9 protein-coding genes are annotated in these 11,809 nt (G+C 64.2%); 5 read left to right on the forward strand and 4 right to left on the reverse strand.

Annotation, left to right across the window (positions count from 1 at the left end; translation table 11 throughout):
- Positions 1-3: 3 nt before the first annotated feature.
- The 3 genes from AWB65_RS14245 (at position 4) to AWB65_RS14255 (ending at position 3,382) form a co-directional block, all read left to right on the forward strand.
- Positions 4-1,143, forward strand: coding sequence for a glycosyltransferase family 4 protein (locus AWB65_RS14245; protein WP_087667768.1), 1,140 nt, complete (start codon positions 4-6; stop codon positions 1,141-1,143).
- Positions 1,144-1,171: 28 nt separating this feature from the next.
- Complete coding sequence (gene galE / locus AWB65_RS14250) at positions 1,172-2,206, forward strand: UDP-glucose 4-epimerase GalE (RefSeq protein ID WP_087667769.1); 1,035 nt, start codon at positions 1,172-1,174, stop codon at positions 2,204-2,206.
- 66 nt (positions 2,207-2,272) lie between these two features.
- Positions 2,273-3,382, forward strand: a complete 1,110-nt coding sequence (locus tag AWB65_RS14255; RefSeq protein WP_087667770.1) for an MraY family glycosyltransferase — start codon at positions 2,273-2,275, stop codon at positions 3,380-3,382.
- 29 nt (positions 3,383-3,411) lie between these two features.
- Here the strand turns inward: AWB65_RS14255 and AWB65_RS14260 are convergent, their stop codons facing one another.
- The 3 genes from AWB65_RS14260 to AWB65_RS14270 all read right to left on the reverse strand — a co-directional run bounded on the left by AWB65_RS14260 (position 3,412) and on the right by AWB65_RS14270 (position 6,914).
- The gene (locus tag AWB65_RS14260; protein WP_087667771.1) at positions 3,412-4,233 is read right to left on the reverse strand and encodes an alpha/beta fold hydrolase; all 822 of its coding nucleotides are present in this window, start codon (positions 4,231-4,233) and stop codon (positions 3,412-3,414) included.
- 345 nt (positions 4,234-4,578) lie between these two features.
- Complete coding sequence (locus AWB65_RS14265) at positions 4,579-5,667, reverse strand: glycosyltransferase family 4 protein (RefSeq protein WP_087667772.1); 1,089 nt, start codon at positions 5,665-5,667, stop codon at positions 4,579-4,581.
- Entirely contained in the window at positions 5,667-6,914 is a 1,248-nt protein-coding gene (locus tag AWB65_RS14270) for an oligosaccharide flippase family protein (RefSeq protein ID WP_087667808.1), read from the reverse strand. The genes AWB65_RS14265 and AWB65_RS14270 overlap by 1 nt, the downstream gene beginning before the upstream one ends.
- Before the next feature lie 386 nt (positions 6,915-7,300).
- Between AWB65_RS14270 and AWB65_RS14275 the strand changes: the two genes are divergently transcribed.
- Entirely contained in the window at positions 7,301-8,503 is a 1,203-nt protein-coding gene (locus AWB65_RS14275; RefSeq protein ID WP_087667773.1) for a glycosyltransferase, read from the forward strand.
- A 77-nt stretch (positions 8,504-8,580) separates the two neighbouring features.
- On the opposite strand, the gene AWB65_RS14280 is transcribed toward AWB65_RS14275, so the two are convergent.
- Positions 8,581-9,744, reverse strand: coding sequence for an acyltransferase family protein (locus AWB65_RS14280; RefSeq protein ID WP_087667774.1), 1,164 nt, complete (start codon positions 9,742-9,744; stop codon positions 8,581-8,583).
- Positions 9,745-10,296: 552 nt separating this feature from the next.
- On the opposite strand from AWB65_RS14280, the gene AWB65_RS14285 reads away from it, so the two are divergent.
- Positions 10,297-11,775, forward strand: a complete 1,479-nt coding sequence (locus AWB65_RS14285) for a hypothetical protein (protein WP_087667775.1) — start codon at positions 10,297-10,299, stop codon at positions 11,773-11,775.
- The last annotated feature ends 34 nt before the right edge of the window (positions 11,776-11,809 follow it).

Here is an 11,809-nt window from a genome sequence, read left to right on the forward strand (position 1 = left end):
CGGATGACCGCACAACCCGAACGCCTTCGCATCGCCCTCGTCTGCAACACGGCGTGGGCGATCTACACGTATCGGCGGGGCGTGCTGCGGATGCTGACCGAACGCGGCGCGGAAGTCACCATCATCGCGCCGCGCGACCGCACGTTCGAACCGCTCATCGCGATGGGATGCCGCTGCGTCGAGTTGCCGGTCGCCTCCAAAGGGACCGATCCGCGCGAGGACCTGAAGACGCTCGCCGCGCTCTACCGCGAATACCGCGCGACGCGCCCGCACGTCGTCTTTCACTACACGATCAAGCCGAATATCTACGGGTCGATCGCGGCGCGGCTCGCGCGCGTGCCGTCGATCGCGGTGACGACCGGGCTCGGCTACGTCTTCATCCAGAAGAGCCGTACGGCGATGGTGGCAAAACGCCTCTACCGCTTCGCATTTCGCTTTCCGCGCGAAGTGTGGTTCCTCAACCGCGACGATCGCGACGCATTCGCCAGGCAGGATCTGCTCGCGCATCCGGATCGCGCGCGCCTGCTGCACGGCGAAGGCGTCGATCTCGACGAATACGCGTTCGAACCGTTGCCCGAGCGCGAGTCGTTCGTGTTCATCCTGATCGGGCGGCTCCTGTGGGACAAGGGCGTCGCGGAATTCGTGGAAGCTGCGCGGCGTGTGCGCGCAATTTATCCGAACGCACGTTTCCAATTGCTCGGGCCGGTCGGCGTAGATAACCCGAGCGCGATCTCCCGCACGGAAGTCGACGCGTGGGAGCGCGACAATGTGATCGAATACCTCGGCGAGGCGCATGACGTGCGCCCTCACATTGCAAACGCCGATTGCGTCGTGTTGCCCTCCTATCGCGAAGGCGTGCCGCGCACCTTGATGGAAGCCTCGGCGATGGGCCGCCCGATCGTCGCGACGGACGTCCCCGGCTGCCGCGAAGTGGTCGAGGATGGCGTGACGGGGCTTCTGTGCGAAGCGAAAAACGCGGACAGTCTTGCGCACCAGCTCGAACGCATGCTCACGCTCGATGCGCGGCAACGCGCGGAGATGGGCGTGCAGGGCCGCGCCAAGGTCGCCCAAGAATTCGACGAAAACGCCGTCGTCGAGCGATATAAAGGCACAATACGCGCAATTACCGGCGTTTCACTCTGACCCAAGCGTCACCCGGAGACCTCGAAACATGACGGACAACAAGCAACTCAAGGGCACGATCCTCGTCACCGGCGGCGCCGGCTTCATCGGCTCGCACACCTGCGTCGAATTGCTCGACGACGGCTACGACGTCGTCGTGGTGGACAACCTCGTGAACAGCAACGCGGAGTCGCTTGCACGGGTCCAGAAGATCGCCGGCAAGCAGCTCGCGTTCTACGCAGCCGATGCCCGCGACGAAGCCGCGCTCGCCAAAGTGTTCGACGACCATCCGATCACTGGCGCGATCCACTTCGCGGCGTTGAAATCCGTGGGCGAATCGGTTGCAAAGCCGATCGAGTATTACCGCAACAACATCGACAGCCTGCTCGTCGTGCTCGACACGATGCGCGCACGCAACGTGAAGAACTTCGTGTTCAGCTCGTCGGCGACGGTGTACGGCGTGCCGCAAAGCGTGCCCATCGACGAATCGTTTCCGCTCTCGGCGACCAATCCCTACGGCCAGTCGAAGCTGATCGCGGAACAAGTGCTGCGCGATCTTGAACTCTCCGATCCGTCGTGGCGCATCGCGACGCTGCGCTACTTCAATCCGGTCGGCGCGCATAAGAGCGGCCTGATCGGTGAAGATCCGGCCGGCGTGCCGAACAATCTGATGCCGTACGTGGCCCAGGTGGCGGTCGGCAAGCTGGAGCGCCTGCGCATCTTCGGCAGCGACTACGAGACCCACGACGGCACGGGCGTGCGCGACTACATCCACGTCGTGGACCTCGCGCGCGGCCATATCGCGGCGATCAATGCGCTGAAGACGCTCGACCGCAGCTTCGTCGTCAATCTGGGCACGGGCCAGGGCTACAGTGTGCTCGACGTCGTGAAGGCGTTCGAGGCGGCGTCGGGCAAGCCCGTGCCGTACGAGATCGTCGCGCGCCGCCCGGGCGACGTTGGCGCGTGCTACGCCGATCCGGCCGCCGCGGCGAAGCTGATCGGCTGGCGCGCGGAATACGGCATCGAACGCATGTGCGCCGATCACTGGCGCTGGCAGTCGCAGAATCCGAACGGTTTTGCCTGAGGCCCGGCGGGCGCGCGTGCACCACGCGCGAGCCCGCGAGCTTCCCTTTTTCAACGGTCATTCTTCATGCTCAGTTTCGCGCTTGCTTTTCTGATTTCGCTCCTCGTTACGCTTCTGATCGTGCGATTCGCGCATCTGCATGAGGGGTTCATCGGCGATACCGATCTTGCCGGCGTGCAGAAATTTCATTCGTCGCCGGTGCCGCGCATCGGCGGTGTCGGCATTTTGTGCGGGCTCACCGGTTCCGCGATCCAGCTTCACTGGGCGTATCCCGCCGTCTCGGCCGGCATCCTCGCGATCATCGCGTGCGGCATGCCCGCGTTCTTCTCGGGCCTCATCGAAGATTTGACCAAGCGCGTGAGCCCGCTCGTGCGCCTCGTCTGCACGATGGCGGCCGCCGCCCTCGCTTACGCGCTGCTCGACATCGCGGTCACGCGCATCAGCGTGCCGCCGCTCGATTTTCTGCTCTCGTATGCGGTGATTTCGTGCGCCGTCACCGTGCTCGCGGTCGCGGCGCTCGCAAACGCGATCAACATCATCGACGGCTTCAACGGCCTCGCATCGATGGTCGCGGTGATGATGTTCGCGTCACTCGCGTATGTCGCGTTCCAGGTGCACGACCCGATCGTGCTGTCGGCGTCGCTGATCATGATGGGCGCGGTGATCGGCTTCTTCATCTGGAATTTTCCGGCTGGCCTGATCTTTCTCGGCGACGGCGGCGCGTACTTCGTCGGCTTCATGCTCGCCGAACTCGCGATCATGCTCGTGATGCGCAATCGCGACGTCTCCGCGTGGTTCCCGGTGCTGCTCTTCATGTATCCGATCTTCGAGACGTGCTTCTCGATCTACCGCAAGAAGTTCATTCGCGGCATTTCGCCGGGCATTCCCGATGGCGTGCATTTGCACATGCTCGTCTACAAGCGGCTGATGCGCTGGGCGGTCGGTGCGCAGAACGCCCGCGAACTGACGCGGCGCAATTCGCTGACGTCGCCTTATCTGTGGCTTTTGTGCCTCGTCGCCGTGATTCCCGCGACGCTCTTCTGGCGCCATACGGTGCATCTGTTCTGCTTCGTCGTCGTGTTCGCGGCGACTTACGTGTGGCTGTACATCAGCATCGTGCGCTTCAAGGTGCCGCGCTGGATGGTGTTTCGCCGAGCGCATCCGCTGAAGAAATAAGGCCGGACTGGCCGGCCTTGTTCGTGGCTTTATGACTCGAGGAACGCCAGCAAGTCCGCGTTGACCTTGTCGGCCTCGACGGTGCACATGCCGTGCTGGCCGCCCGGATACACCTTCAGCGTCGAACCCTTCACGATCTTCGATGCCAGTTCGGCCGCCGCATGGATCGGCACGATCTGGTCGTCGTCCCCATGCAGGAAGAGCGTGGGGATGTCGAACTTCTTCAGGTCCTCGGTGTAATCGACCTCCGAGAACTGCTTGATGCATTCGTAATGGCCCTTGATGCCGCCGCGCATCCCTTCGAGCCAGAACAAATCGATGATGCCCTGCGACACCTTCGCGCCATCCCGATTGAAGCCGTAGAACGGCATCGCCAGGTCCTTGTAGAACTGCGAGCGATTGGCGGTGACGCCTGCGCGAATGCCATCGAACACGTCGATCGGCAGGCCGCCGGGATTCGCCTCGGTCTTGAGCATCAGCGGCGGCACGGCGCCGATCAGCACTGCCTTCGCGACGCGTTTCGTGCCATGCCGGCCGATGTAGTGCGCGACTTCCCCGCCGCCCGTCGAGTGTCCGACGAGCGTCGCGCCGGTGATGTCGAGCGTGTCGAGGAGCGCGGCGAGGTCGTCGGCGTAGGTGTCCATCTCGTTGCCTTCCGACGGCTGGCCCGAGCGCCCGTGGCCACGCCGGTCATGCGCGATCACGCGATAGCCCTTTTGCGAGAGGAACAGCATCTGCGGGTCCCACGCGTCGGAATCGAGCGGCCAGCCGTGCGAGAAAACCACCGGCTTGCCGGTGCCCCAGTCCTTGTAATAGATCTCGGTGCCGTCCTTCGTCTGGATCGTGCTCATCGTGCGAAGCTCCTTGGTTTGTGCGGCGGCGGCTTTTTTCGGCCGCCGCCAAGGTCAGTGTGCTGTGCGTGTGTGACGTGCGACGGTGCGGCGGAGGTGGCGCGATGGTCGAGCGTTCGCGCGCAAGCCCGCTCGCGACGTGCACAGGCAGCATCGTCGCGCAAACCGGGGAAAGTTTCAGGGATGGGGGTTACGGACAAGGCGCCGCTGTTCTGTTGAACAGGCGAGATACAAGATATCTGCCGCTAAACGGCCATTTCGGAGGCGCGAACGCGCCGTCTGATTTCGACCGGGTACCGGAAAGCGGTAAGACCGTACCGCTTTCCGGTACCCGGAGGTTTTTGATCAAGCCACCGCCGCCCGCGGCATCCTTTTCGTCACCTCATGCGCGACCGCCAGATACCTCGCGGCCGTATCCGCGAGCGTCAGCCCGCCGAGCGGACGCAGCGAACGCGGCTCGCGCAGCGCCGCCACGAGCGCGCTCGCGTACGCGGCGGTATCGTCGGGATCGCAGAGGTGGACGCCCGGAAAATCCGCCGCGAAGCTGAACGGCCGGATCGTGCTCGCGACCACCGGCACGCCCGATGCCAGCGCCTCCAGAAACGCGATGCTGTGCCCTTCCGAGCGCGACGGCATCGCGAAGACGCGCGATTCCAGCAACAGGTCCGCGACATCCGGGCGCGGCCCGTGCAGGCTCACCCGCGCCGACAACCCGAGCTTCGCGACAAGATCGCCCACCGCCGCGTGATACGCCGGATCTTCGATCACGCCGCACAGCAAGAGCCGTGCTTCGGGCACCGTCTGGATCACGCGCTCGAACGCGTGCACCGTCGACAACTGGTTCTTCACCGACGTGTAGCGCCCGATCTGTACGATCTGCGCGCCGCCATCGATATCGTCGATACCGGCGAGCGGCCGCCGCGCGAAACGCGCCATGTCGACGCCGTTCGGAATCAGCGTCATCGACGGATGGCGGCCGACCGCGCCCACATAATCGTCGATATTCGACGGCGACACCGCGATCACCGCCCGCGCGCGCCGCGACAGCATCCGCTCGACGCGCCGGAACATGAGGCTCTCGAAGTCGTTCGTGGCGGAGTGCATCACGTACACGACCGGCACCTTCAGCGGCAACGTGCGCGCGTAGAACGCGGGAATCGTCGCGTGCGCGAACAGCACGTCGGCACGGTAGCGCCTGACCGTCCGGTACAGGCTCCATAGCTTGCCGACACGCCCGTGCACGCGCTCCGGAAAAAGGCACTGCACGCCGTTCGCGACCAGTTCGGTCTGGAGCGCAACGAAATCGTCGTGTGGGGGCGTGAGCGCGGTCACGCCCACCGTCTCGCCGCCGCGCTGCTGATAGATCGCAAGGTCCTTCGCAAGCACTTCCGCGCCCGAGAGACGCGGAGCCAGAACGAGGTGCAGTATGCGCATCACGCCTCCCTGACGATTCGAAAGAGCATCCACCCCGCCGCCGACCCGAGCCCCACCGTCATCGCCCACGCGATGCCGGTGACGCCCCACAGATGCGTCGCAACGGGCACGGTCACGCACAGCACGACCGCCTGGATGATGGACGCGTGCGTCGCGACCTTCGGCAAGCCGACGGCGCGCAGCCACGACACCAGCACCGCGATCACCGCGCCGATCGCCATGTTGATCACGAAGATGCGAAAGAGCGGCACGGCGCTGAGCCACGCGGGCCCGAGCACGAACATGAAGAGCGGCTCCGCGACGAGCCGCAGCACGATCACGAGCACCGCGAGGCCGATCGCCGCGAGCACGAGATAACGCCGGAACAGGCGCCGTGCGGACTCCACGTCCCGTCGATGATGCTCGGAGAACGTCGGAAAGAGGTACTGCGACATCGCGATGGCGGCGTCCGCCAAGAGCATCTGCGCGAGTTTCGACGACATCTGGTACGCGCCAAGCTGAAGCGGCCCCAGCAGTTTGGCGACGATCACCTTGTCGAACTGATTCAGCAGAAGATTCACGACGCTGCCCGCCCAGATCCAGCGGCTAAAATTCACGTAGTGTCCGATGCCGGAGAACGCGAGCCTCACAGGCGGACGCGGCGACATCGTGGTCCAGGTAAGCGTAGTTTTTAGCAATTCGCCCGCGAGCAGGCCGATCAGCACCGAGTACGCGCCCGCACCGGCCAGCGCGCAGGCGAGGCCGACCGCGCAATCGACGAACGCCGTCGATGTCTCGACGCCCGCGAGCTTCTGGAAACCGCGCTGGCGCGTCACGATGAAATAAGCGGGCGACGCGATGCCGCGCAAAATCGGCAGGACGGCGGCGAGAAACAGGAGCCCGATCGAACCCGTCAGATGAAACTGGCTGCTCATGAACGGCGCGAGCGCGGCGAGCAGCACGCCGATCAGCACGCCGCGCGCGGCGAGCGTCGTCCAGACGGCGCCGAGTTCGCCGTGCGTCGGCGCGTCGTGGCCCTGGACGACGGCCTGCGCGAGTCCCGTATCGGAGAGCGACTCGGCGATCGCAACCGCGAGCAGCGCGATGCTGACCGCGCCGATCGCCTCCGGCCCGAGAATGCGGCCGATGGCGAGAAACTTGACCGCGACCAGCCCCCGTACCACTACCTGTTGCAGCAGTACCCAAAACGCCGCATCGTGATCGAATCGCGCGCGCGCCGGTAGAAACGAAAGCCGGACAGATCTCACCAAGGTATTCCCCGCGCTGCTGGCTGTTGCAAACCGCGGTGCGGCGGCGTCTCGCGAGCGTTTTAACGCTCGTGGCGGCTACGGCACGCGTTCAAGGTGGCGACTAGGGGCGCAGCGATCGAGCGCCCGTGCTTTATCCCACGAAGTATGCAAAAGGTATCGTGGCAAAGACCACAATGGACGCCAACCCGTAGTCGAAATCGGCCCGAAACGTCATATCGTGTGGGCTTTGCCACTGTCTTTTGACGCCGGAAAACCACGCGACTTTGGCGCTTGCCGCACGCGCCGCAGTGCTAGTGTTGGGTTTCGTCGGCTCGATGCCGCTTGCTGCGCGCCGAAGCGCATGACGGCGCGCACCTCACACTTTTCCGACACGTTTTCGACGCATGATAAACGACACCGTCCTGATCATCGAGCCGAACTTCAGTGGCCATCGCTGGCGATACGCCGAGTGGGCGGCGAACGCCTACATGGAAGCGGGATATCGCTGCGTCATCGTGACGGAGCCTTCCAACGCGAGTCATCCGCTCGTCGCGCGGTTGCAGGCGGAGGACCGAGCGGAATTGCAGATAGCGCTCGTCGCGCCGCCGGAACGCAGCGGCCGGCGGGGATTGTCGTCGATCAGTTACGCGCGCTTTCATCAGGACTTTCGGCACGCGTATGACGTCGCGAGCCGCGGGCGCGGCGTCGCGCTGGTGGTCGTGCCTTACGTCGATTACTTTTTTCTCGCGTTGCCCTTTCTCGGCTCGCCGTTTGGCGCGACGCCGTGGGTCGGCATCACGATGCGCTCGAATTTTCATCACGATCAGGTGGGCGTGAGGGCGCCGCGCCGTCCGCTCGTCAACGCCGCGAAGACGCAACTCTTCATGCGCGCGATCCGCACGCGGGGTCTGAAAACGCTCCTCACCATCGATCCGACGCTCGCCGGCTGGTGGATGGACATCGGGCATCGTGGTTTGAAGGCGTCGGCGACGGCTGCCGCGATCGAATATCTTGCCGACCCGTTCCCCGATGCGCGTGCCGCCGAGCCCGAACTCGCGAAGGCGCGTCTCGGTCTCGGCAGCGGCAAGCACGTGCTCGTCTATGGCGCGATCAACGACCGCAAGGGGATATTCGAGCTTGCCGCGGCGCTCGCCGCGCGGCCCTCATCGAAGGAAGCGCCGACGCTCGTGATCGCGGGCGCGCAGGACGAGGAAGTGCGCGCGTCGCTCAAGGCAGCGACCGCGAAGCTCGTGCCGGCGCCGGTCGTGCTCGACAGGTTCATCTCGATCGAAGCGGAGCTCGATCTCTTCTCCGCGTGCGATGTCGTGTGGCTCGGCTACAAGGGACACTACGGCATGAGCGGCGTGCTCGTGCAGGCGTATCGCTTCGGCAAGCCCGTGATCGCGACGGCGGATGGTCTCATCGGATGGTTCTGCAGGACGGGGGAACTGGGCCCGATGGTCGATGATCTTTCGGTGGCATCGATCAATCGCGCGCTCGATGTGGTGCTCGCAGGCGTGCCTCATGCGACCCCGGGTGCGCAGCATTTGCTCGAGCGTAATACGCTCAGTCAGTTCAAGAAGACGTTGCGGCAGGCGGTGATTTGAAGGCTGAAGCGATGCCCTGGAAACGCAAAAGCGGCGCACATGCGCCGCTTTTTGCATTCAGGGAAGAACGACTCACCTCACGAAACATGCCCCGTCGCAGGCACTTCGATCGGAGCTTTGCGCTTTGCAGGAAACAGCGCATCGCGAATTCGAAGAAACGGAAACTCGACCGCGCGCGTCGTCACATACCCGACGATTGTCGCGATCGCGAACTGCGCCGCCATGATGGCGAACCAAGAAGGAATCGCGGGCAGCCCCATCGCCGATGCCTTGCGAATCAGGATGTCGCCGGGCGCGAGCGCGAGCGAATGCCACAAGTAAATACCGTACGAATAGAGCCCGATCCAGCCGATCCCGCGATAGATCCACGAACCGCGAATCGATCCCGAGTATTCGAGCGTGAGCACGATGAGCGCGGTGAAGCCGATGGCCTGGATCGTATAGCCGATGCTCTGGTCGAGCGCGACGCTGCGCGTGCCGAATACGAGCCACGCGACGAGCAGCACCACCGTCGCGATCAGCGTCTTCTTGCGCACGGCGAGCCATTGGTATGCGGCGGGCTTCATCCAGTAGATCGCGGCGAGCATCACGCCGAAGAGCAGGCTGTCGATGCGGTACTGTGTATAGAAGAACGTGCCGTTCAAGTCGCCATTCGCGACCGCCGCGCTGCGCGCGACGAGCACGAGCATGCAGATCGCGAAAAGCACGCCGAGAATCGCATTAGCCCTCAGCTTGAGCCTTGCGAAGCCGATCAGGAGCACCGGCAGGAACAGATAAAAATGCTCCTCGACGGCAAGACTCCAGGTCTGCGCAATCGACGATCCGAAGTAGTTCTGCATGTGCGTCAAGTTCTGCACGAGGAACGTGTTCGTCGGATGGCGTCCCGCGAATACATGAAAGAGGATCAGCACGTAGTACGCCGGCCAGATCTTGAACATCCGCCGGACGATGAAACGGCCCGCGTCGATACGACCATCCTGCGAGTATTGCTTCAGCAACAATCCGCCGACGAGAAAGCCCGAGAGCGTGAAGAACAGGTTCACGCCTTCATGGCCGAAGCTCTTCAGCGGCATCTCGATCGCCGCGATGATCGCGCTGCCCGTCGGGTACGAATGGAAGTGATAGCCCATCACCGCGATGATGGCGATTCCGCGGATGAAATCGAGTTCGATCGAGCGGGCCGGTCCGGGTGCCGGTGCCTGCCTGGATGACTGAGTGCGTGAAGCGCCGAACCAGCCCATGCGTTCCCCCTCGTTGCGAAGGTCTCGTTGACCACGGTCCTCATGGCGCTCGAAGCAGCGCTTTAACGGACCTTTTACATGACGAACCCGCTGCCGTGGAGCGGATGCCACACGCGCCGGTTTTACCCGGCACGACGCACGTTCATACGAAATAAACGCGCGAAAATACGCTGGTTGCGCGCCTTCTTCCGGCCTATGAATCTTCTGCCGGGAATCACGGTTCGATCCGCCAACATCCGGTCGTTCGCCGACATTGGAACGCGCCGGGTGTCGGCGCTGCAACACTTCCCCGCAGTGTGCTCCAGACCCGCGAGACGATGCGTGGCGTGGCGCACATGGGGGTCTGTCGTTTCGCGCCGAACGCTAGTCCTTAGGCGCCGCCGCGAAGGCGTGCACTTATGCCGCTGCTATATTCGACCCACAAATACGGGGGTACCCGGAGAGGGCCGTGACTGCGGGCGCGCGAGGCGCGACAATGGTCTTCGAGGGTACGCAGCGGCTTCGCAGTCGCCATGAAGAGCTTAAAGACCAGTAGTCACGAGCGAGATCGACATGCGCAACAAGTACGCCCTGTTCTGGATGTGGATGTTCCTGTTCCCTCTCGCCCTCGACTTCAAGGGCGCGGAAACGGGCAGCAAGGTTCTGCAGGTTCTCCTCGTGCTTCCGGCCATCGCGGGCGGCATCGCGCTGTTGCTCATCGCGCCGCACTTCGCGCGCCGCTCGAAACTCCGCAAGTTCGTCACCGCCGCACTGCTCCTGACGATCGTCGGCAGCGCGGTCACGCAGGTTCTGCAAGGCAACGACTTCGGCAACTATCTGCGCGTGCTGCTGCCCTTTCTCCTGATGCTGCTCGGCTACTTCGTCGCCTGCCATCCGTGGAATCAGGACCGCCTCGAACAGATCGAAAAGATCATGTTCTGGTCGATGGTCGTCTCGCTCTTCTTCAGCTTTGCCTACGGCATGGCAACGGGCGGCAGCCTCGAGAACGTGCGCTTCCGGATCGTGTCGGTCACGTTCCTCTGCCTGCAGGGGCTGCTGCTGCATGAATTCGTCGTCGCGAAACGGCTGACGAAGGTATCGGTCGCGCTCTTTCTCGTGACGATCGTCATCGAATTGCTGAGCGTGACGCGCAGCCTCCTCGTCGGCACGGTGCTGCTGTTCGCGTTCGCGACCTGGATCGCGTCGCCTTCGCTCAAGAGCCTGATCAAGTCGAGCGCGCGCGCCGTGATGATCGGCGTGCTGCTCGGCGGCATGACGCTCGCCGCCGCCGCGTTTTTCCCGACCGTCGCTGAACACTGGTCGCAGCGCATCTTTTTCTCGTCCGCGACCGAGTCGGGCCGCGATCCGACGACCGTCACGCGCCTCGCCGAAATGAAAGACCAGTACGACCAGACGACGTCGTCGACGGTGTCGCTCCTGGCGGGCATGGGCTACGGCCACAACTACCGCTACTCGCCCACGTATCTGCCCGAACTCGCCGGCCAGATGAGCGCGAAGGATTTCTACGCGATCAAGGAATGGGCGGCCGGGCATAACTTCTGGGTCTATCAGTTGTTCGCGGGCGGCATCCTGTTCGGCATCGGGCTGCCGCTCGCCGTGCTGTTCGCACTCTGGCGCGGCTCGCAGGCGTATCGCGCATGGCGACGCAGCGCGCCCGACGTGCTGTATCTCCCGGTGCTCGGGCGCGCGCTGCTCGTGCTTGCCGCCCTGCCCGCGACGTCGGTCGGCGGCAATCCGCTCGGCAACCGCTTCTCGGGCCTCGTGTTCGGCGTGGCGCTCGGACTGCTGGTCGCAAGCTACGCACGCATCGCCCACGCGATGCGCCTTCGCGCCACCAGCAACCCCGCGATGCAGCGCCATCCGATATTCGGCCACGACCTCGGCCCCATGGACCCCGGCATGCGCCCGCACAATCCACACGACGACGTCGAGCTTCTCCCGCCCCATCCGGCGGCGGTGCCGTCGCTCACGCATGATCATGGCCGTGAGAAGCCGCCTTCCGGCACGAGCACGCTCGCACCGCTTGCCTGACACGACGTGGCCCCGCGCGACGCCTTGATGAGAG

Origin of the sequence: Caballeronia humi, from assembly GCF_001544475.1 — a bacterium.
Classification (GTDB): Bacteria; Pseudomonadota; Gammaproteobacteria; order Burkholderiales; family Burkholderiaceae; genus Caballeronia; species Caballeronia humi.

What these genes read in the sequence shown, in the direction of transcription:
- AWB65_RS14265 (WP_087667772.1), bottom strand. Translation starts at nt 5,667, where the DNA reads ATGCGCATACTGCACCTCGTTCTGGCTCCGCGTCTCTCGGGCGCGGAA.
- galE (WP_087667769.1), top strand. Translation starts at nt 1,172, where the DNA reads ATGACGGACAACAAGCAACTCAAGGGCACGATCCTCGTCACCGGCGGC.
- AWB65_RS14285 (WP_087667775.1), top strand. Translation starts at nt 10,297, where the DNA reads ATGCGCAACAAGTACGCCCTGTTCTGGATGTGGATGTTCCTGTTCCCT.
- AWB65_RS14260 (WP_087667771.1), bottom strand. Translation starts at nt 4,233, where the DNA reads ATGAGCACGATCCAGACGAAGGACGGCACCGAGATCTATTACAAGGAC.
- AWB65_RS14280 (WP_087667774.1), bottom strand. Translation starts at nt 9,744, where the DNA reads ATGGGCTGGTTCGGCGCTTCACGCACTCAGTCATCCAGGCAGGCACCG.
- AWB65_RS14245 (WP_087667768.1), top strand. Translation starts at nt 4, where the DNA reads ATGACCGCACAACCCGAACGCCTTCGCATCGCCCTCGTCTGCAACACG.
- AWB65_RS14255 (WP_087667770.1), top strand. Translation starts at nt 2,273, where the DNA reads ATGCTCAGTTTCGCGCTTGCTTTTCTGATTTCGCTCCTCGTTACGCTT.
- AWB65_RS14275 (WP_087667773.1), top strand. Translation starts at nt 7,301, where the DNA reads ATGATAAACGACACCGTCCTGATCATCGAGCCGAACTTCAGTGGCCAT.